Below are 19,134 nucleotides of genomic sequence, written 5' to 3' on the forward strand. Positions count from 1 at the left end.
GCCCCTGCGACAGGCGCGGGGAGCGGCACGTTCGATGGTTTCGAGGTGGACTCAGGTGCCGCTGTTGGAATCAGCGCTCTGCGCCGACGCGGTGGGCGTCGAGCCAGCGCTCTGCACAACGATCTGGTTGCCAACAATGGAGACGGAGATGCCTTGCGCCGAATACGCCGAAGTCAGATCGATCACGGCCTGCTGCGCATTGGTGGTGTCGATCTTCGAGACCGCGCCATACAGCGTGAAGTCCGAGCTGAGGCGGTAGTCCAGTGTTCGTCCGGAATCCTTGGCCCAGCGCTCGAGCATGGCTTTGAGCGTGCCATCCATCGGCGAGGCCTGGTAGACGTAGCTGGAATACAGCGGGATCTCGGTCGTCGCCACGGCAAAGCGGTTGACCGGCTTCCAGCGCCCACCGAAATCGGGGGCGGACTTGGTGGCACACCCTGCCACCATCAGCGCCGCGACTGCGGCGATGGAGATTTTCGCGATAAACGCCTGATTCATACGGGCTTCACTTTGACGTACGAAAAAGCAGTCCCGAGCGTTGGTTCCCTGGCCGTCCGGCGCTGCATGGCGCACGCCGGAATCGGGGAGACGCGCTGGCATGCAGCACACCTGCCCCGGCTCCCCTGCAGCCCGAAAGCTGCCAACCAGGTCGCGGGGCCGCCAGACGTTGCCGACGACACACCCGCACACCCTCACCAACGTCGAAACCATCCTTGTTTCCATGGCACAAACTCCTGGCCACCCTGCGTTACAACTTTTGGCATCCAGCACACACTTCTGGATGACGCACACAGAGTTACACAACCACGCGTCAATTCCATGTCAGACAAGTCTGAAAATCTATGAACAGATGCCGAATTTTTGACTCAGCTCACGATTTCACGTCGGTGAATATGAATCTACGTCACAAATTTAGCGACGTGAATTAGACGTTAAGCATCGGAACGTCGACCTTCGGCAGCAGCCGCGATGTGAAATAGCGATCCTTGTAATAGCGGATCTTGTCGCACTTCACCGGATGCGGTATGCCCTCGTAGAGGAATACTTCCTTGTCCGGCCCCATCGCCTTCAGCTCCTGCGGCAGCATCAGTGCACGCCGCTCTTCGGTGAAGTTGTGGGTCTTCTCACGGGCATGGGTGACGTTCTTCTTGCGGACGGTGGTGTAGCCCAGCATGTCCGAGTAGTCGTTGGCGTCCTGCTGCTCGCGCGGCGCGTACAGGATCTGCAGTGCGTGGTTGGTGATGATCGTGCGTGACACTTCCCGGCCGTAGGTGGCATCAAGCTGGGACATGCTCTGGATGATCGGCAGCAGGCGGATGTTGTAACCGGCCATGTAGGACACCGCCGAGGCGATGATCTCGACCTTGCCGATCGAGGTGAATTCGTCCATCAACAGCAGGCACTGGTACTTCAGGTCCGGGTTGGACTTGGGCAGTTCCTTGGTGTTGAGGTTGATCAGCTGGCTGAAGAACAGGTTGATGATCAATCGGCTCTCGGCCAGCTTGTTGGGCTGGATGCCGATGTAGATGGTCATCTTCTTCTTGCGGACATCGGTCAGCAGGAAGTCGTTGCTGCTGGTGGCCTTGTCCAGTACTGGGTTGATCCAGGGATTGAGCGGCTCCTTGAAGGTGCCCAGGATCGAAGCGAAGGTCTCGTCGGCCTGGGACAGCATGTTGGCGAACGCCGAACGCGCGTTGGCGCTGAGGAACGACCGCTCCGACAATGCCTTGAGGTACTTCTTCAGATCGGTGCCGTCCCCCGACGACAACCGGTAGACAGCGCCCAGCGTAGGCGTGCCCGAGCCGCCCGGGAAACCGCTGCTGCGCTCGTCGTCCCAGTTTTCGAACAGATACAGGGTGAAGGCCATGAACGCGTTGCGCGCCTGGCTGACCCAGAATTTCTGGTCCTCGGCCCCGTCCGGATACAACATCGCGGCGATGCTCATCAGGTCCGAGACACGGAACGCCGGGTCATCGGAAACATAGCTGAGCGGGTTCCAGCGGTGCGTGCGCCGATCTTCGGCGAAAGGATTGAACAGGTAGATCTCCTGCCCTTGACTGGCACGCCAGCCACTGGTCAGGTCGAAGTTCTCCTGCTTGATGTCCAGCACCACCAGCGATTCGCCGTACTCCAGCAGGTTCGGGATGACGACGCCCACGCCCTTGCCCGAGCGGGTCGGCGCGGCCAGGATCACGAACTGCTGGCCGTCCAGCCGCACCAGCTTGCCGCCATGGCTGCCAACCACGATGCTCTGGCCGGTCTTCTTGAACATGCCGTGCTTGGACAGGTCGGCGCTGGTGGCAAAGCGTGCGTCACCGTGCAGCGAGCGCTTGTCCTTTTTCAGAAGCAGCACCAGGCCGGTCACCAGCAGCACCAGCAGCGGCAGGCCAAAACCGAGATAGCCGGCCCACTTGATCTTGCCCACGAACGGCGCGACCTGCGGCTGGCCAATGGCGTGGTAATACTGGTAGTACGTGTTCCAGGTGAACAGCTTGGTGTCCAACCCCAGCAACAACAGGGTCAGGTAACCGGAAAACACGAGACCAAGCAGCAGGGTCGCCAGCGTGATGATGGCGATGAGCAGATACTTCTTACTGGGCAACACCCGGATCCTCCATGATGCGCACAAGGGCGCGACGGCCTAGCGGCGGCGCCAGCGCGACGCCTTCTTCCGCAGGTGGTTTTCGTTCTCCAGCCCGGGCTCGATGCCCTCTTCCCGCAGCAACCCTTCCAGGTACTGCCGCGCTTCGGCCAGCGACATCAGATCGGACAGGCGTTCCCCGTCATCGGCGATGACCGCATGCCCGATCACATCGCCGGCAGCGTACACCGGCGCGTGGGTCACCGCTACCAATCGGTAGCGCCCACGTAGTTCAAGTTGATGGGTGTATTCCTGCATGGCTTCACTCCGCGACGGCGTTCACATGTCGTTCCTGCGACGGCCCCGTTCGCCGCGCCCAGTGGGGTGGCAACGCGCAGGTGTCAGCACCGACAATACACGCCTGCGCCCCGGAGATTGTCATGGAATGGATTGCTCGCGCCCGCACGTTGGCCACCCAGGCCCACGCCGGGCAGTTCGACAAGGCCGGCCAGCCTTACATCGGCCATGTCGGCCGCGTGGCGGCACGGGTCAGCGGGGACGACGATGCCGAAGTGGTGGCCTGGCTGCATGATGTGGTGGAGGACTGCCCTGGCTCTGCCGCGCAGGTGCAGGACTTTCCCGCGCACATACAGCACGCCGTGCACCTGCTGAGCCGCAACCGCAGCGCCGATACGGACCTGTACTACGCAGGCATCGCGGGCAACCCGCTGGCGCTGAAAGTGAAGCTGGCCGACATTGCCGACAATGCCGATGAGCAACGGCTGGCCGCACTGGACAGCGCCACCGCCGAACGCCTGCGCGGCAAGTACCGGCACGCACTGTCGGCCCTGGGCGCACGCCGCACACCACTGCAACCGCCCCGCTACAGCCCGTCCAGCGAGCGCGAAGAGCCGGCACCACGCCAGCGCCTGGCAGCGCTGATGCACGCCGGTGAGCAACTGGACGCAGTGGTGTGCGGCTTGGATCGCATCAACGCCGGCTTCCGCGAGGAAACTGAACAGGCCGCTGCGCTTCTGCTGTTCATGCACGACCAGAAGGTGCTGCACAGCCTGGCCCGCGTCCGCCGCATTGTCCTGCTGGAGCTGGAGGCGCAGATGGAACTGGAGGCCTACGACACCTGGATGGACACGGGGACGCCGGACTGGACGCCGCCCTATGGGGAAAGCGCCGAAGGCATACTGCAGCGCTTCATCGATACCTGTGGACCGCTGCCGCGCTGCCAAGGCGTGCCTGCCGACCCGCCCGGTGACTGAGCCCGGCCGCTGGGCACGGATCGAACGCTGTTTTACCGCCAGCATGGCTGCTGCTGTTGCGGTGCAGCAGTACAATGCACGGCTCCCCGCCCCCATCGCGCCCCCGCATGAGCCCCAACTCTTCCCTGGCTGCGCGGCTGACGCCCCGTCAGCGCACCCTGATCATCCTTGCCCTGTCACTGGGCGGCTTCGCCATCGGCACCAGTGAATTCGCCAGCATGGGCCTGATGCTGGAGATCAGCCGTGGCCTGTCGATCTCCGAAACCCAGGTCGGCCACCTGATCAGCGCCTATGCCATCGGCGTGGTCGTCGGTGCGCCGATCCTCGCCTTCGTCGGCGCCAGCTTCCCGCGCCGCAAGCTGCTGCTGGCACTGATGGGCTTCTATGCTGTCGGCAACCTAGCCAGCGCACTGGCACCGAACTACGGCACGATGCTGATCGCACGTTTCGTTGCCGGCCTGCCGCATGGCGCCTACTTCGGCGTGGCGATGCTGGTGGCCGCCGCAATCAGTCCGGCCGGCCAGCGCGGCCAGGCGATGTCGCGCGTACTGCTGGGCCTGTCGATCGCGATCCTGGTCGGCAATCCGCTGACCACCTGGCTGGGCCAGCAGCTGAGCTGGCGCACCGCCTTTGCCCTGGTCAGCGTGCTGGCCATCGCCACCGTGGCGATGATCGCGCGCTTCCTGCTGCCGGACCCGGACGAGGTGCGCACCTCGCCGATGCGCGAACTGCGTGCCTTCAACACCCCCCAGGTGTGGCTGGCGCTGGCGATCGGCGCGGTCGGTTTCGCCGGCATGTTCTGCGTGTTCACTTACCTCGCGCCGACGCTGGTGCAGGTCACCGGCGTGGCCGAATCGTGGATGCCACTGGCCGTGGGCGTGTTCGGCATCGGCGCGATCATCGGCAACATCGCCGGTGGCTGGCTGGTGGACAAGTTCCACTTCAAGGCCGCCGCGGTGGTGCTGCTGTGGTCGATCGTGATGCTGCTGCTGTATCCGCTGGCCGCGCAATCGGTGTGGACCATCGGCCCGATGATCATCACCGTCGGCACCATGGGTGCGCTGGCTGCGGTGCTGCAGACGCGCCTGATGGACGTGGCCGGCGAAGCGCAGACCCTGGCTGCCGCCTCCAATCATGCCGCCTTCAATACCGCCAATGCGCTCGGCCCGTGGCTGGGTGGCATGGCGATCAGCGCCGGCTTCAGCCCGGCCAGCACTGGCTACGTCGGTGCAGCCACCGCGATCGGCGGCCTGCTGCTGTGGTGCGTGGCGGTGATGGTGGACAAGAAGCGCAAGATCACCGTCACAGACAGCCACTGAACACCGCGCCGGGTCGTCAGCCGTTGCCCATGCGGCGGCGGCGATCCGGTCGCAGCATCGCCACGTCGCCGGCCGCCAGCGTCGGCCGCGCCAGCTCACCGCGCTTCACGCGGTCCAGCACCCGCCGGGAATTGGCCGCGCAATCGATGCCCTCCGGCCGCGCCTGGATATCTTCGATCAGGGCCAGCAGGTGCACACGGCTCTCTGCCAGCCGCAACTGCAGCGCTTCGATGTCGGCCACCTTCTGCTGCAGCATCGTGATCAGTGCCTCGTGCTGCCATTGGCCCATGTCCGGCGGCAACAGCGCGCGGATTTCTTCCAGGCTGAAACCGGCGCGCTGCGCACCGGTGATCAGTTCCAGCAGCAGCACCGCCTGCTCCGGATAATCGCGGTAGCCGTTGGCCTGGCGCTGGACCACCAACAACCCGGCCTCTTCGTAGAAGCGGATGCGCGACGCTGCCAGGCCCGTGCGGCGGGCCAGCTCACCGATCTTCATCTGCCTGAATCCTCGACATGGAAGCCTGTTGACCTTCAATCAAACTTGAAGGTTAGCGTAGCCCCATTCCCCTGTCCTGGAGCTGTCCGATGTCGCTGTTCTCGCCCCTGGCACTACCCTCCGGTGCCGTCATCCGCAACCGCATCGCCAAGGCGGCGATGGAGGAAAACATGGCCGACGCCGACCACGCTCCCTCCGAAGCGCTGCTGCAGTTGTACCAGCGCTGGGCCGACGGCGGCGCCGGACTGATCATCACCGGCAACGTGATGGTCGATGGGCGCGCCATGACTGGGCCCGGCGGCGTGGTACTGGAGGATGACCGCCACCTCGACCGCTTCACTGCCTGGGCGGACACTGCCCGCTCGCGGGGTGCGCAGATGTGGATGCAGATCAATCACCCGGGGCGGCAGATGCCGGCCGCACTCGGTCAACCCGCGCTCGCGCCGTCGGCCGTTGCATTGCAGATGGGCGCGCTGTCCAAGCAGTTCGCGCCGCCGAAGGCGATGACCGAGGACGACATCGACTCGGTGATCGCGCGCTTCATCCGCAGTGCCGAACTGGCCGAGCGCGCCGGTTTCAGTGGCGTGGAGATCCATGCCGCGCACGGCTACCTGCTCAGCCAATTCCTGTCGCCGTTGTCGAACCGGCGCGAGGACCAGTGGGGTGGCAGCCTGGAAAACCGTGCGCGCCTGCTGCTGGAGATCGTGCAGGGTGTACGCGCGGCGGTAGCGCCCACGTTCGTGGTGGCGGTGAAGCTCAACTCCGCCGATTTCCAGCGCGGCGGTTTCTCGCCCGAGGATGCGCGCGCCGTGGTGGAGATGCTGGCCCCCCTCGGCGTGGATCTGGTCGAACTGTCCGGCGGCAGCTATGAAGCACCGGCCATGACCGGCGCCGCACGCGACGATCGCAGCGTGGCCCGCGAAGCGTACTTCCTCGAATTCGCACGCGAGATCGCCACGGTGGCAACGATGCCGTTGATGGTCACCGGTGGCATCCGCCGCCGCGAAGTGGCAGAACAGGTGCTGGCCAGCGGCGTGGCCATGGTCGGCATCGCCACCGCGCTGGCGATCGAGCCGGATCTGCCACAGCACTGGCAGCAGGGCCGCGACCCGGCGCCGACGCTGCGCAACATCAACTGGCGCAGCAAGCCGCTGGCGGCCAGCGCGCACATGGCGGCAGTGAAGTATCAGCTGGGCCGGTTGAGCCGGCGCCGCCCCACCGCACCCACGGTTTCACCGGCGTGGGCACTGCTGCTGGCACAGGCGGCCGCAAAGTGTCGGACCCGCCGCTACCGGCGCTGGATCAGCGCCCGCGCCATCGCACATTGAGCCGCGCGGTCTTCTCATCGCCGCAGCGATGCTCCACCATCTGCAGGGCCGGCGGCAGTCCGTCGCCGGTCGCAGCATGGAGATGGAACCCACGTGGCAGCAGGATCAACCAGGAACCGCGAGAAGCTGCTCGATGACCTGCTCTCGCTGGGCCGCAACTGGGCACTTGCCATCGCCATCGCCGGTGCCGGGGCTGCCGTCCATTACAACGAATCGGTCTACGAGGCCGGGCTCTGGCGCGGCCTGTTGCCCACGCTCTGCTTCCTGGTCGCGATCATCTGGATTGTGCTCAGCATCATCCGCTTCGACCTGACCATCCAGCAGCACTTCGAGCGCAAGCTGTCACGCTGGCTCAGCCGCCTGCTCTACGTGGTGCTGCTCGGTACCGGCATCACCGCCGTGTTCTTCGTCACCGAGCTGGCAGAGAACAATCATATTGCGCGGATGTGCGACTCGGTAGCCAACGAACCCGGCAGCCGCATCCACAGGTCGGCCGAATGCCAGCGCCTGTATCAGCACCGCGCTGCCTACCGGCGACGGCTGGAATCGGCCGAGGGTGAGTTCGACTGAGCAGATGCGTGGGCGAAGGCGCACGAGGACTCACACAGAGGTCCAGCACGGGTGGATTCGAAATAGTTGCATGGACTTCATTGCAACGCGACGCGACCCTCTCTTGCCGGAAAGCCGTGATCGAACACAGTCCATGAAGTTACCCATCGCCCACTCCCGCCTCCCCGCCCGGCCCCGGAAGATCGACAGTGAAGTGCGCATCTTCAGGCGCTATCACCAGTACGCCATGTTTGCCATCGGGGCCGTACCACTGGCAATACTCCTGTTCGCCCGCGCACCCGAACTTGGACTTCTCACCGCACTGGGTGCGGCAGCGGTTTTCACGCTGTCGGCGTTGATCCTCGCCTTCGCTGTCTATCCCCCTCGACGGGACCGGGTGGCACTGGAACATGATCGTCTGGTATTCCAGCACCGTGCTCCTCTCCCGTTCAAGCAGATCCGGTCCTACAACCTGGACGATCATGTTGATCTGACCCTGATCGATGGACCGAGCGTGCTGCTCCAGCGCACACGGGCATCGACGCATGATTTCCCAACCTTCCGGGACGCGCTGGCAGAGGCTCTCGCGAAGCGGCCCGCCAATGCTGCCGCCGCTCCGCAACGTCGCCACTTCTTCGGTGCCTGGCCCGCACGCGCTTGGGGTGCGGTCCTGTTGCTAGCGACGGCGGCACTGGTGATCACGGGCGTACTGCAGGGCTGGCCGTTGTACAAAGCACCGATGCTTGGAATCGTGCCCGTGGTGGGCATTGGGCTATTGCTGTCGCGCCGCCGTCACTGATTACGTCGTCGGCGAAGTACACATGGCGTGGATGTGCATTCGGGCACAGTACGCGCGCCGCTCACGCTTGGAACCATCCAGCCACCATGCTTCACGCGCCTGCCCCCGCACATCACGATGCCATTGCCCTGCAGGCGGGAGTGCTCGGCAGCGTGTTGGGCGTGGCTCTGTACAAGGCCATCGCGTTGTCGGCGCTGGCGACCGGATCCTTGATTGTGATCGGGCTGTGGCTGCTGGCCTGTGCGCTGCTGGCTGCCTGGGCACTGGCCGCCTGCCTGGCCTGCCTTGCGCTCAGCCGGCGCGTATTCGTGCTGATGCTGGCGCTGAGCATGATGCTGATGATCTGCGTCGCCTGACAGCAGCAGGCGCCGGACTATCGCGCATCTGTTATAGAATAACAAGTGTGATTGGTCGGATTGTCTGCGCCCGGTGTCACGGATTTGAATTCCATGGCCAGCCCGGCACCACCCGAGACCTCCCCATGATCCTGCAGCCCCTGCTTCGCGCCTCCCTCACCGCCTTTGCCCTGGCCCCGCTCAGCGCCTGTGCCACGTATGACGACAGCAACATGCACCAGGCCTGCCAGGAGTCGCCGCATCTGAAGGACCTGCCGCCCGAAGTGGCTGCCCGCGAGAGCCGCTGCAACAAGAGCATGGAAGTGTGGTCGAGCGAGCGCAAGGGCAGTGACAGGCCGATCGACCTGAGCGGCAAGAAGAAGGATCTCTGAGCCGCCGGGCATCTTGATCGTTCCAATGCATGCGGATGACCAGCCCGTCACGATCGGGGGGGCAGGATAAGGCCTCCCCATCACGACGACTTTCCCGATGCCGGCCACTGGTCACCCTGTCATCCATGCCTTTGAAGCTGTGTTCGACCTGTCTGGCGGGGTGGAGCGCATTACGGCGCTCACTGTCATCTGCCGGCATTGCTCTGAAACCCGCTCGGCCAGCGAAGACAATCTGGTCCAGCTGCCCGGCGGCGCCTTGTTCCGCTGCGACGGATGCGGCAGTCATCAGGCGGTGAGCCATGCGCGGGTTGCCGATTGGCAGGTGAATTCGCTTCTTGGTGTCTGAGGCTGCAATACGACGGTGCCACGACGCAGGCTGTTGGCGCAGGGATGATGGTGCAGTCAGAGGGCGCCCCGTGAGCCACCTCGTCCGCCGCGCAGGGCCGATGACAGCCAGGGCAAAGGAGCTGTGCAGGGCGCAATGACATCACCTCGGCTAAGCTGCGGCACCTTTCTTCGCGCACGGCCATGCATCCCTTCCCCCTTCCTGTCTCGGCACCCGATCAACTCGCCTACCGACTGCTGCAGGACAGCGACTGGGCCCGTTCCACCGACGCGATCAACGCTCCTCCCGAACTTCGCGCTCTGCTGGCGATGATCCTGGATTCTCCGGAGCCGCTGTGGATCGCATGGGGCAGCGACAACAAGGCGTTCTTCTTCAACGATGCCTACCTGCCGATGCTGGGCGGCAAGCTGCACGGCGCCATGGGCAGCCGATTGGAAGACGTCTGGGCGGACGTCTGGGCCGACGTCGTCGATGCTGTCAACGACGCCTTTGGCGGCACGAGCCGCAGTTTCAAGAACATGCCGTTGATGATGGACCGTGATGGCACGTTGCGCGAGACATTCTGGACGTTCTCCTACTCGCCGCTGCGTGCCGGTTGCGGAGGCGTGGCCGGCATCATCTGCATGGTCAGCGAGCAGACCGAGCGGGTGATCGAACGCGACCGGCACACCCGCCAGGTAGCGGCCATCACCGAGCAGGCACGCGAGGCCCATCTTGAACTGGTACGCGCCCGCGAACAGCTGCGGCAGTCGCAGAAGCTGGAGGCCATCGGCCAGCTGACCGGCGGCGTTGCCCACGACTTCAACAATCTGCTGCAGGTCATCACCGGTTCCGTGGACATGCTGCTGCATACCTGGCCGGCCGAAGATACGCGCCTGCGCTATGTACAGGCGATCGAAACCGCCGCTGACCGCGCCACTCGCCTGACCGCCCAGCTTCTGGCGTTCTCGCGCAGGCAGAGCCTGTCGCCGCAGGTATTCGACCTCTGCGAGAGCGTACGCGCGCTTTCGGACATCATCACCACAGTGCTGGGTGCACGCATCTCCGTGTCGGTGAACCTGCCCGACGCCCCGTTGCCGGTGCTGCTGGACCGGACCCAGCTCGACACCGCACTGATCAACATCGCGGTGAACGCGCGCGACGCCATTGACGGCCACGGCAAGGTGACGATCGATGTGGAACAGCTGACATCGGTGCCTTCCGTACGGTTCGCGGCGCCGATGAAAGGCAACTTCGCTGCGATCAGCGTCAGCGACACCGGTGCCGGCATCGATCCGTCCGTGGTGGACCGGATCTTCGAGCCATTCTTCACCACCAAGGGAGTGGGCGCGGGCACCGGGCTTGGCCTCAGCCAGGTGTTCGGCTTCGTCAAGCAGTCCGAGGGCGAAGTGGACGTACAGAGCCAGGCCGGTGTCGGTACGCGCTTCACGCTGTATCTGCCGCTGGCGCAGGCAAACGCCTCCATCGAGCTGCCGACCGCGCAACCGGGATTGCTGCATGGTCACGGATTGTGCGTGCTGGTGGTGGAAGACAATGTGGATGTGGCCGAATTTGCAGTCGGTGCGCTGCGCGAGCTTGAGTACAACGTCGTACTCGCGCGCAATGCCGACGAAGCACTGGCGGAGCTCGAGCGCGACGCTGCGCGTTTCCACGTGGTGTTCAGCGACGTGGTCATGCCCGGGACCAATGGGCTGGATCTGGCCCGCACCATCCGCAGCCGCCTGCCCGATCTTCCGATCATCCTCACCAGTGGCTACAGCGAACTGCTGGCCCGCGATCCAGGCCACGGTTTCACGCTGCTGCGCAAGCCCTACTCACTGAAGCAGCTGGCCTTGGTGATGACCGAGGCCAGCTGTCGCTCGCAGACGATGGTGACTGCGCATTAGCGGGCAGATCACCGGGTCGGACCGGTCCAGGAAGCAAGCGCTGAATCAAGGCCGGACATATCCCCCCGTGTGCCACAGACCCAGGCAACGATGCCATCCGGGCGCACCAGCACCGCCCCCAGGCCCGATGTCGCATCCCCAGTATCTGCGGCGCAGGCGATGGAAGGCTGCCAGCGTTGGCCATGCTGCGGCGGCGAAGACGCCGGGTCGAAAACAAGCAGCGCCCCCTGCCCCGCTCTCAGCAGTTCGCCCAGGCGGCGGCCATCGACCAACCGGAAATCCGGCGCGCTCCTGCCGACCAGCGGGTGGTCTCCGTCAAGATCCAGCTGCTGCGAAACACCCCAGATCCGCTCGGCCAGATACGTGGCCCCATCGCGGGTGCCGGCCAGGTCGGCCATGATCGCTGCCAGTGCGCGCGAACCGGGCCCGGGTCGCATCAGCGCAACCTGCGCGCGCGACCAGTCCAGCACCTTGGCACCCACCGGATGGCGCTCCGCCTGATAGCTGTCCAGCAGCGCCTCATCGGCCTTGCCCCGCGCCACGGCGGCCAGCTTCCAACCGAGGTTCATCGCATCGCCGATGCCGAGGTTCAGTCCCTGGCCGCCCAACGGCGAATGCATGTGCGCGGCATCACCTGCCAACAGCACACGTCCGCTGCGATAGGCCGTCGCCTGGCGCGCAGCATCGGTCCATGTCGTGGCCAGGTGCAATGCAGTGATCGTTGCCTCGCGGCCAGACACCCGCCGCAGCAACGCTTGCGCGGTGAGCCGGTCCAGTGGCGTGCGATGGCCGGCGCCACCATCGAAATCGGCCAGCGCCAGCATGCCTGGCGGGTTGAAATTGCACATCCCGTGATCGGTGAACTGTCGGCCTGGTGTGAGTACACACCCATCTGCCAGTTCGACCAGCAGCGTGTAACCGGTGAACTCTGGCCCGGTTCCAGCGAAGAGGAAGCCCGATTGTTTGCGTACCGTGCTGCGGGCCCCATCACAACCGACCAGCCAGCGGCCGTGGACCCTGCCGGAGCCGGTGTGCACGGCAACCTGCGCCTCGTGCGCATCCACCGCCTGTACCGCACGCCCGCGTTCGATGCGCACGCCCAGCGCAGTCGCACGTTCGGCAAACACCGCTTCCAGGGCCTGCAGCTCCACCGCCATCTGGGTGCCCACCGGTGTCGGCAGGCGCCAGCTCCAGCGCGTCTGGTCCACATCGTCCAGTGCAAATGGAATACCCGCGAAGTGCCCACCCAGCGCACGCGGCTGCGCCAGCCAATGGGCGGTGCCGGGCGGCGGCGCGCCCTTGTCGGGCTTGAGCACCTGCGTCGCGGCGACCGCGTCCAACAGGCCGCGCCGATCCAATGCCTCCAGCGTAGGGGCGTTCAAGCCGCGGAGCCCGAATGGCAAGCGCTTCAACGGCGAACCGGCGGACCTGGCCTGTTCCAGCACCAGCACTGAACACCCGGCCAGGGCCAGTTCACAGGACAGGAACAGGCCCACCGGGCCAGCACCGGCAATGACGACGTCGTACAGCATGGGGAATCCTTGTGAGCGCCGGGTCGGCGCTCTGGCGGGTCAAATGTTACACTCGGTGTACGTTTCCACAAATGAACCGCCCATGACCCCGCCTCCAGGTCGTCGCGAACAACGCAAGGCCGAGACCCGACAAGCGATTTCGGACGTCGCCACCGAGCTGATCATCCGGCGTGGCTTCGAGGCCGTCTCCATGTCCGAAATCGCCGAAGCCGCGGGCGTCTCACGCAAGACGGTCTTCAACTACTTCGCCAGCAAGGAAGACCTGGTGTTCGATCGCGATGAGGAGGCGCGCATGCTGCTGCGCGAGGGCATGATGGCGCGCAGCGGCATGACCCCGCTGGCGGCCTTCCAGTCACTGGTGCGCGAGTTGCTGGAGGCTGGCCATCCGCTGCTGCGCATCAATGCCGGCGCTGCCGCCTTCTGGGGCACCGTGGCGGAGAGCCCGGTACTGGTCGCGCACGCGCGACGGCTGCAGGCGCAGTTGATTGACGACCTGGCGCGATTGATGGCCGACGCTGCCGGCCGGCCAGAACATGACGCCGAAGCGCGATTGGGCGCGGCCATGCTGCTGGCGTCGATGGTGGCGGCCTATGAGAAGGGATTGGCAAGCCAACTGCAGGGCGAGGACCCGCGTGAGGCCATGCTGCAGCTGATCGTGCGCGGCGCCACCGGGGTACTGGTGGCCTTGGCGGGCACCCCGTATACGGACCCCGGCGCGCGTCCATAACGCATTCGGGGATAGGTCACGAAGTGCTGCAAATGCTAATCTTTCTCATTTGCAGACACACCCCCTCTCCCGATGCCTTTTCCAATGCCCCTGCAACGCGCCCTGTGCCTGGCACTGACCCTGCCCCTGGCAACCCTTGCCCATGCTGCCGAGCCCTCCACTGCCGCACCAAAGGACCTGGACAAGGTCGAAGTTCGCGGACGCGCACAGACACTGTATCGGGTAGACGATGCCGCGGTCGGCACCCGCACCGATACGCCCCTGGAGCTGGTCCCACAGTCGATCCAGGTCATCCCGCGTGAACTGATCGACGACCAGGCCGCGCGCCAGGTGACCGACCTCTATCGCAGCATCAGCGGCATCAGCTATTTCAGCTATGCCGGGGTGACCCTGCGCGGCTTCCGCCAGGAGAACGTGCTGTATGACGGCCTGCGCGGCGACCCGTACGCAGGATTTTCGGTGCCGCAGCTGTTCAACATCGAGCGCGTGGAAGTGCTGAAGGGGCCGGCAGGCGCGCTTTATGGCGGTGGTGATGCAGGCGGCGTCATCAACTATGTAACCCGCAAACCGAAAGCCAGCGCCGGACGCAACATCGAGATCCAGCTGGGCGACAAGAACTTTCGTGCCGGATCGATCGAGGGTACCGGGCCGTTGAATGCCTCCGGCAGCGTGCGCTATCGCGCCGGGCTGTATGCCGACAGTGAAAAGGGCGTGCGCTGGAACACCGACAGCGAAAGCGTGATCGGCGACGCCTCGCTGGCCTTCGACATCGGCCAGACCGGCGAGCTGGTGCTGCAGTTCACCGACATCACCCAGAACCTCGGCGGCAACCGCCTGCGCGGCGTGCCGGTGAATGATGCGGGCACCTTCCTGACCGATCGCCGCTGGAACCACAACGAGGCCAGCGACTTCCTCGACATGCGCGCCAAAGTGGCGCTGGCGCAGTACCGCTTCGCACCACGCGACAATCTGGATGTGGACTTCGCCGCTCGCTGGTTCAGCAACAACGAGCACCAGATGTACCACGAGCCGATGGGCCTGATCGATCGTGACCGCGATGGCGTGGCCGAGTGGATGACCCGCCAGCTGCGCAACCAGATCCGCGACAACGAAGCATTCACTGCCAACGGCAATGCCGTCTGGCGGGTGACGACCGGCGCGGTTGAGCACAAGGTGTTGTTCGGTGCCGATGTGTACCAGCTGGATGCGGATTTCACTGCACAGACCGCCAACAGCGCCGACCTTGCCCGTGGTGCGGGGCCGGTGCGCGGCATCGACCTGTTCAATCCCGTGTACGGCGCCAGTACCTGGCACGACTACAACCTGGCGGCCCTGCCCTGGCGCAGCACGTCCACCCGCAGCACGCGCTATGGCGGCTACCTGCAGGACGAACTGGCACTGGGCACACGCTGGCATGTGCTGGCCGGGTTGCGCTGGGATGGCTTCAAGGACGACGACCGCATTGCCGGCAGCAGCGTGGACGGCAACGACCTCAGCTGTCGGCTGGGCAGCACGTTCACCGTGCGCGAGGGCCTGAATGTCTACGCCAACGTGGCCAGCGGCTTCGTACCGCAGAGTGCTGCCAACCAGAACCCCGCCGCTGGCGGGCCGTTCGATGCCGAGCGCAGCAAGCAGTGGGAAGTGGGCATGAAGTCCCTGCTGGCCGACCGTGTGACCTTGAACATGGCCGCCTACCGGATCGACCGCAGCAATATCGTGCAGGCCACCGGCGAAGTGATCGGTGGCGTGAACCAGTTGGCCGCGCTGGGCCTGGTGCGCAGTACCGGCATGGAGCTGGATCTGCTGGCCGACCTCAGCGAGCGCTGGGTGCTGAATCTGACCTACGCCTACAACGATGCGCGGGTGAAGGATGCAGGCCCGAATGGCATCACCAACGCTTCCGGCGACCGATTCGCCAATGCGCCGCGCAACAAGCTGGGGCTGTGGACGCGTTATGACCTTCCGGCGATCAACTCCGCCATCGGCTTTGGTGCTGACCATGTGGGTGAGCGCGTCAGTCTGGACGGGCAGACGGTCAAGGCTTACACCGTGTTCGACATGAGCTGGAAGACCACATGGAAGCAGTGGCAGTTCCAGGCCAACGTCAAGAACCTGTTCGACAAGGTATATGCGGCCAGCGGTTTCATCGCGCGCAACGGGCATTTCCCGGGTGAGCCGCGGCGGGTGTACGTGCAGGCCGCTTACAGCTTCTGACGAAGGGCTGGGGGCGGTGATGACGGGGAGGTGGCACCCCACCTCCCCTGTGGGTGTCAGTGCGAGCAGGCCACCAGCATCGAGCGGGTGGCCATCTGGGTGGAAGTGAAGCCGTTCTTGTTGCCCACCGCGATGGCGTTGCCGTCGTCGCCATCCTTGCTGAAGACTACATAGCCGCCTGGGCACATCTGTCCGGCCTTTTCGTAGCAGCCACTCCAGGAACTGGAGCCGCTGCAGTCGATGGAGACGCCGCGCCGGCCATCAGGGGTAACGGTCATCTTCGCGGTGGTACAGCCACCCAACGCGGCCACGAGCAACAACGGAACGAACAACTTCATGGGTACTCCAGGGATTGGGGGGCAGCGAGTGGGCGCCAAGGCTGGAGTGCCTGGATTGCGCGAACCTTGCGCCGACAGCGTGTTTCCTGCGTCACCACAGCCGTGCGGAAGATCGGGAAGGCACGCCATGTTCACGCAATGTTCCTGTAATACGGTGCCGGCGCGTGCCGGACCGCCCTGCCACGCCCTTCCTGCCCAAGCCCTGCCGATGCACATCCTGCTGATCGAAGACGAAGCCGAACTGGCCGCCACCCTGAAATCCGCCCTGCAGCGCGAGCGCTACGTGGTGGACCTGGCCAACACGCTGGCACTGGCCCGCGAAGCGGCCCTGTGCGGATCGCACGATCTGGTGCTGCTGGACCGCACCCTGCCCGACGGTGACGGGCTGGGATTGATTTCCCTGCTGCGTGAGCGCAACCCAGGGGTGCCGATCATCGTGCTGAGCGCGCTGGGGCAGCTGCCGGACCGCATCGCCGGCCTGGATGAGGGCGCGGACGACTATCTGGCCAAGCCCTTCGCACTTGAGGAACTGTTCGCCCGCATCCGCGCTGCAGGGCGCCGGCCGAGCGGCATGCAGGTGGAACTGGTCAGCATCGGCCGGTTGGTGTTCGACCCGGCATCGGGTGAAGCCAGTGTGGGCGGGCAACGGCTTGAGCTGCCGCGCCGCGAGATCCGTGTGCTGACCGCGTTGGCCCGGCGCCTGGGGCGCACCGTGCTGCGCGAGTCGATTGAGATGGCAGTGTATGGATTCGATGACGGCATCCATTCCAACACGCTCGACTCGCACGTCTCGCGCCTTCGCCGCAAGCTGGCCGATGCCGATGCAGGAGTAGAGATACACGCCATCCGCGGCGTCGGCTATCTGATGCGGGAAGCCAAGTAATGGCGCGTCGTCCCTCGCTGAAGCGCCCGTTGATCGTCAAAACGCTGATCTATCAGCTGCTGGCGTTGCTGGTGGCGTTCTTCGCGCTGCTGATGGTGCTGATACGTGCCGACAGCGGTGGCTACTACACCATCCAGACCTTCGCGCCGGTGGCGGCCGACGCGGTGCACCGCGACCGCAATGGCGACCTCTACGTGCAGAACACGCCGGAACTGGCCGAACTGCTGAAGGTTGTTCCCGGTGCATGGTTCATCGCCGAGGATGAGCACGGCCACCACGTTACGTTCGGGCCTGTGCCGCCGGCCTATGCCTCGCTGGTTGGCGCACTGGATGGCATCCCCTTTGGCGACCTGCGCGGGCGCGACCGCAGCGATGGCCTGGCCGTCGTGGTCCGCCAGCACAGCGGGCCGGCCGGCAAGCTGACCATCATGGCCCACGGCGAAACCGATACGCTGACCTGGCAGATGGCGTTGGCGGCACACATCATCACCCTGCCGATCTTCCTGCTGCTGGGCCTGGCCACCATCGTCCTGACACCGATCATCGTGAGACGAGCCTTGGCCGGGGTGGAGCGCATCGCCCAAGAAGCCCGCAACATCTCCGCCAGTCGCCGCGGTGTCCGCCTGACAGAAACCGCGGTGCCGGTGGAGATCGCTCCGTTGGTGACGGCGGTGAATGAAGCACTGGAGCGGCTGGACGAGGGGCACGAGCGGCAACGCCGCTTCATCGCCGCCGCCGCGCATGAGCTGCGCACCCCCATTGCAATTCTGAGGGTGAAGGTCGATGCGGCCGACGACGCCACCACGCGCAACCTGGCCGTGGAAGTGGCACGGTTGGCGACACTGGCAGAGCAGTTGCTGGATCTGCACCGCATGGACGAAGACGGGCCGAAGGAAACCATCAACCTGGCGCGGGTGGCCAAACGGGTGGCCGCCGATCTGGCGCCGCTGTTGATCCAGTCGGACAAGACCGTAGCCGTGGTGGTGGAATCGCACTTCCCGGTGTTCGGCGAGACCGGCGCAGTGGAGCGGGTAATCTCCAATCTGGTGCTGAATGCTGCCGAACATGGCGGACGCCAGATCATCGTGCGCGTTCAGGGCAGCTGCCTGGAGGTCGAGGACGACGGCCCCGGCATACCGGTCGACCAGCGCGAACGGGTTTTCGAACCCTTCCAGCGGCTGCGGCCGCGGCAGACAGGCGCAGGCCTGGGGTTGAACCTGGTGCGCCAGGTGATCGACCGCCACGGCGGCCACGTCACGATTCTGGATGCGCCTGGCGGTGGTGCATTGATCCGTGTTGAGTTTCCACTGCACCCGGGCGTGACCAGCGCGCCACCGCTGGAGCACTGAACACACCGCATGCACCTGTGTAACTGGCACCTGTCCATGCGAAGCCGGTAGCGAGGACAGGCAAGGTTGCGGCAATGTTCGCTGCACAGCATCGGGGTGTGGCACCTGCCGTGCCACCGCGTTCCGATCTGACAGGAAGCCTGCATGTGACCCAGGGAGCTCCTCCACCGTCCTCTTCCACGCGCACTGTGCCACCGCGGAATTCGCCGGGCCTTACCGCTGCCGCATGGAATCGCCGCCCACGCACTGGCCGCGCACTCGGCCTGGAACATTGGCCGCTCTGGCTGCGGGAAGTTCCCGAAGCCGAGCGCGCAGGTGTATTGATGCGGCTGTTCGGCGCCTTGTTCCTGCTGCTGCCCGGCATTGCACTGGTGGCTTCAACGTATAGGCACGCCAGCGCTGCGGCGGCCGCTGTTGTGCTCCTGTTCATTGCCGTGCATGCCGCGCTGCATGGGTTGGCGGCATGGCGCGCGGCAACCTCGCGCCCGATGTCACCACTGCTGCGCGTCCTGGATGGTCATGCCACCGGGATGATGATTGCCAGCGCGCTGCTGATCAGCATCGGTGCAGGGATGGCGAAGCTGCCTGTTCCAGCATTCTTCTGGTTGTTGGCCGGCGCGGTGAGTCAACTCTTCGCTGCGCGATTGGCAGGTCACCGGCTGCGCAATGCAATGCTGGTTCTCGGTAGCGCCCTGCAGTTCATCGCCGTAGCATTGCTCGCCCTTCTTGCCGCACGCTGACACAGCGACAGCCCCGCAAGGTTCACGCAACCCAGCGCATCGAGAC

The 19,134-nt window shown here is 65.1% G+C and carries 20 protein-coding genes; 14 read left to right on the top strand and 6 right to left on the bottom strand.

Annotated elements, in window-relative coordinates; genetic code table 11:
- Positions 1-51: 51 nt before the first annotated feature.
- The 3 genes from ACSYS9_RS14885 to ACSYS9_RS14895 form a co-directional block, all read right to left on the bottom strand.
- Positions 52-498: a hypothetical protein gene (locus ACSYS9_RS14885; RefSeq protein WP_049422460.1), complete on the bottom strand. Its 447-nt coding sequence runs from the start codon at positions 496-498 to the stop codon at positions 52-54.
- 427 nt (positions 499-925) lie between these two features.
- Positions 926-2,605 (bottom strand): type IV secretory system conjugative DNA transfer family protein, encoded by a 1,680-nt coding sequence (locus ACSYS9_RS14890; RefSeq protein WP_071227597.1) that lies wholly within the window; start codon positions 2,603-2,605, stop codon positions 926-928.
- A 36-nt stretch (positions 2,606-2,641) separates the two neighbouring features.
- Positions 2,642-2,899 carry a hypothetical protein gene (locus ACSYS9_RS14895; protein WP_071227596.1) on the bottom strand — a complete coding sequence of 86 codons (258 nt, stop codon included), beginning with the start codon at positions 2,897-2,899 and terminating at the stop codon, positions 2,642-2,644.
- Between the two features lie 122 nt (positions 2,900-3,021).
- Here ACSYS9_RS14895 and ACSYS9_RS14900 point away from each other — a divergent pair, with 122 nt between their 5' ends.
- Both ACSYS9_RS14900 and ACSYS9_RS14905 read left to right on the top strand, forming a co-directional pair.
- Entirely contained in the window at positions 3,022-3,855 is an 834-nt protein-coding gene (locus ACSYS9_RS14900) for an HD domain-containing protein (protein ID WP_071227595.1), read from the top strand.
- Positions 3,856-3,962: 107 nt separating this feature from the next.
- Entirely contained in the window at positions 3,963-5,174 is a 1,212-nt protein-coding gene (locus ACSYS9_RS14905) for an MFS transporter (protein WP_071227594.1), read from the top strand.
- A gap of 16 nt (positions 5,175-5,190) precedes the next feature.
- Here the strand turns inward: ACSYS9_RS14905 and ACSYS9_RS14910 are convergent, their stop codons facing one another.
- Positions 5,191-5,670: a MerR family transcriptional regulator gene (locus ACSYS9_RS14910; RefSeq protein WP_071227593.1), complete on the bottom strand. Its 480-nt coding sequence runs from the start codon at positions 5,668-5,670 to the stop codon at positions 5,191-5,193.
- Positions 5,671-5,759: 89 nt separating this feature from the next.
- On the opposite strand from ACSYS9_RS14910, the gene ACSYS9_RS14915 reads away from it, so the two are divergent.
- The 7 genes from ACSYS9_RS14915 to ACSYS9_RS14945 all read left to right on the top strand — a co-directional run bounded on the left by ACSYS9_RS14915 (position 5,760) and on the right by ACSYS9_RS14945 (position 11,305).
- On the top strand, positions 5,760-6,998 hold the full coding sequence (locus tag ACSYS9_RS14915) for an NADH:flavin oxidoreductase/NADH oxidase family protein (protein ID WP_071227592.1): 1,239 nt from the start codon (positions 5,760-5,762) through the stop codon (positions 6,996-6,998).
- A gap of 93 nt (positions 6,999-7,091) precedes the next feature.
- A complete protein-coding gene (locus ACSYS9_RS14920) occupies positions 7,092-7,568 on the top strand; it encodes a hypothetical protein (RefSeq protein WP_071227591.1) in 477 nt (158 codons plus the stop codon).
- A 133-nt stretch (positions 7,569-7,701) separates the two neighbouring features.
- On the top strand, positions 7,702-8,346 hold the full coding sequence (locus ACSYS9_RS14925; RefSeq protein ID WP_071227590.1) for a hypothetical protein: 645 nt from the start codon (positions 7,702-7,704) through the stop codon (positions 8,344-8,346).
- Positions 8,347-8,432: 86 nt separating this feature from the next.
- Positions 8,433-8,702 (top strand): hypothetical protein, encoded by a 270-nt coding sequence (locus ACSYS9_RS14930; protein WP_049422469.1) that lies wholly within the window; start codon positions 8,433-8,435, stop codon positions 8,700-8,702.
- A gap of 125 nt (positions 8,703-8,827) precedes the next feature.
- Positions 8,828-9,073: a hypothetical protein gene (locus tag ACSYS9_RS14935; protein WP_071227589.1), complete on the top strand. Its 246-nt coding sequence runs from the start codon at positions 8,828-8,830 to the stop codon at positions 9,071-9,073.
- A 97-nt stretch (positions 9,074-9,170) separates the two neighbouring features.
- Positions 9,171-9,419: a hypothetical protein gene (locus ACSYS9_RS14940; protein WP_005410137.1), complete on the top strand. Its 249-nt coding sequence runs from the start codon at positions 9,171-9,173 to the stop codon at positions 9,417-9,419.
- Positions 9,420-9,601: 182 nt separating this feature from the next.
- Complete coding sequence (locus ACSYS9_RS14945; protein WP_071227588.1) at positions 9,602-11,305, top strand: hybrid sensor histidine kinase/response regulator; 1,704 nt, start codon at positions 9,602-9,604, stop codon at positions 11,303-11,305.
- Positions 11,306-11,313: 8 nt separating this feature from the next.
- Here ACSYS9_RS14945 and ACSYS9_RS14950 read toward each other — a convergent pair whose 3' ends face one another.
- Positions 11,314-12,837, bottom strand: coding sequence for an FAD-dependent monooxygenase (locus tag ACSYS9_RS14950; RefSeq protein WP_071227587.1), 1,524 nt, complete (start codon positions 12,835-12,837; stop codon positions 11,314-11,316).
- Positions 12,838-12,919: 82 nt separating this feature from the next.
- Here ACSYS9_RS14950 and ACSYS9_RS14955 point away from each other — a divergent pair, with 82 nt between their 5' ends.
- The gene (locus ACSYS9_RS14955) at positions 12,920-13,564 is read left to right on the top strand and encodes a TetR/AcrR family transcriptional regulator (RefSeq protein ID WP_071227586.1); all 645 of its coding nucleotides are present in this window, start codon (positions 12,920-12,922) and stop codon (positions 13,562-13,564) included.
- A gap of 72 nt (positions 13,565-13,636) precedes the next feature.
- On the top strand, positions 13,637-15,778 hold the full coding sequence (locus ACSYS9_RS14960; protein ID WP_071227585.1) for a TonB-dependent siderophore receptor: 2,142 nt from the start codon (positions 13,637-13,639) through the stop codon (positions 15,776-15,778).
- A 56-nt stretch (positions 15,779-15,834) separates the two neighbouring features.
- On the opposite strand, the gene ACSYS9_RS14965 is transcribed toward ACSYS9_RS14960, so the two are convergent.
- Entirely contained in the window at positions 15,835-16,116 is a 282-nt protein-coding gene (locus ACSYS9_RS14965; RefSeq protein WP_071227584.1) for a hypothetical protein, read from the bottom strand.
- Positions 16,117-16,324: 208 nt separating this feature from the next.
- Here ACSYS9_RS14965 and ACSYS9_RS14970 point away from each other — a divergent pair, with 208 nt between their 5' ends.
- From ACSYS9_RS14970 to ACSYS9_RS14980, 3 genes are all read left to right on the top strand, one after another.
- Positions 16,325-16,999, top strand: a complete 675-nt coding sequence (locus tag ACSYS9_RS14970; protein ID WP_049398287.1) for a response regulator transcription factor — start codon at positions 16,325-16,327, stop codon at positions 16,997-16,999.
- On the top strand, positions 16,999-18,348 hold the full coding sequence (locus ACSYS9_RS14975) for a sensor histidine kinase (RefSeq protein ID WP_071227583.1): 1,350 nt from the start codon (positions 16,999-17,001) through the stop codon (positions 18,346-18,348). Before ACSYS9_RS14970 ends, ACSYS9_RS14975 begins: the two co-directional genes overlap by 1 nt.
- Positions 18,349-18,689: 341 nt before the next feature.
- On the top strand, positions 18,690-19,088 hold the full coding sequence (locus tag ACSYS9_RS14980; protein WP_440568113.1) for a hypothetical protein: 399 nt from the start codon (positions 18,690-18,692) through the stop codon (positions 19,086-19,088).
- Positions 19,089-19,134: the final 46 nt, after the last annotated feature.

Origin of the sequence: Stenotrophomonas sp. STK17_22 (genome assembly GCF_051983905.1) — a bacterium.
Taxonomy (GTDB): domain Bacteria; phylum Pseudomonadota; class Gammaproteobacteria; order Xanthomonadales; family Xanthomonadaceae; genus Stenotrophomonas; species Stenotrophomonas maltophilia_A.

Excerpts from the sequence above, each read along its gene's own strand:
- ACSYS9_RS14910 (WP_071227593.1), bottom strand. The coding sequence starts at position 5,670 with ATGAAGATCGGTGAGCTGGCCCGCCGCACGGGCCTGGCAGCGTCGCGC.
- ACSYS9_RS14955 (WP_071227586.1), top strand. The coding sequence starts at position 12,920 with ATGACCCCGCCTCCAGGTCGTCGCGAACAACGCAAGGCCGAGACCCGA.
- ACSYS9_RS14960 (WP_071227585.1), top strand. The coding sequence starts at position 13,637 with ATGCCTTTTCCAATGCCCCTGCAACGCGCCCTGTGCCTGGCACTGACC.
- ACSYS9_RS14935 (WP_071227589.1), top strand. The coding sequence starts at position 8,828 with ATGATCCTGCAGCCCCTGCTTCGCGCCTCCCTCACCGCCTTTGCCCTG.
- ACSYS9_RS14970 (WP_049398287.1), top strand. The coding sequence starts at position 16,325 with ATGCACATCCTGCTGATCGAAGACGAAGCCGAACTGGCCGCCACCCTG.
- ACSYS9_RS14930 (WP_049422469.1), top strand. The coding sequence starts at position 8,433 with ATGCTTCACGCGCCTGCCCCCGCACATCACGATGCCATTGCCCTGCAG.
- ACSYS9_RS14975 (WP_071227583.1), top strand. The coding sequence starts at position 16,999 with ATGGCGCGTCGTCCCTCGCTGAAGCGCCCGTTGATCGTCAAAACGCTG.
- ACSYS9_RS14885 (WP_049422460.1), bottom strand. The coding sequence starts at position 498 with ATGAATCAGGCGTTTATCGCGAAAATCTCCATCGCCGCAGTCGCGGCG.
- ACSYS9_RS14925 (WP_071227590.1), top strand. The coding sequence starts at position 7,702 with ATGAAGTTACCCATCGCCCACTCCCGCCTCCCCGCCCGGCCCCGGAAG.
- ACSYS9_RS14965 (WP_071227584.1), bottom strand. The coding sequence starts at position 16,116 with ATGAAGTTGTTCGTTCCGTTGTTGCTCGTGGCCGCGTTGGGTGGCTGT.
- ACSYS9_RS14945 (WP_071227588.1), top strand. The coding sequence starts at position 9,602 with ATGCATCCCTTCCCCCTTCCTGTCTCGGCACCCGATCAACTCGCCTAC.
- ACSYS9_RS14905 (WP_071227594.1), top strand. The coding sequence starts at position 3,963 with ATGAGCCCCAACTCTTCCCTGGCTGCGCGGCTGACGCCCCGTCAGCGC.
- ACSYS9_RS14940 (WP_005410137.1), top strand. The coding sequence starts at position 9,171 with ATGCCGGCCACTGGTCACCCTGTCATCCATGCCTTTGAAGCTGTGTTC.
- ACSYS9_RS14900 (WP_071227595.1), top strand. The coding sequence starts at position 3,022 with ATGGAATGGATTGCTCGCGCCCGCACGTTGGCCACCCAGGCCCACGCC.
- ACSYS9_RS14895 (WP_071227596.1), bottom strand. The coding sequence starts at position 2,899 with ATGCAGGAATACACCCATCAACTTGAACTACGTGGGCGCTACCGATTG.
- ACSYS9_RS14950 (WP_071227587.1), bottom strand. The coding sequence starts at position 12,837 with ATGCTGTACGACGTCGTCATTGCCGGTGCTGGCCCGGTGGGCCTGTTC.
- ACSYS9_RS14915 (WP_071227592.1), top strand. The coding sequence starts at position 5,760 with ATGTCGCTGTTCTCGCCCCTGGCACTACCCTCCGGTGCCGTCATCCGC.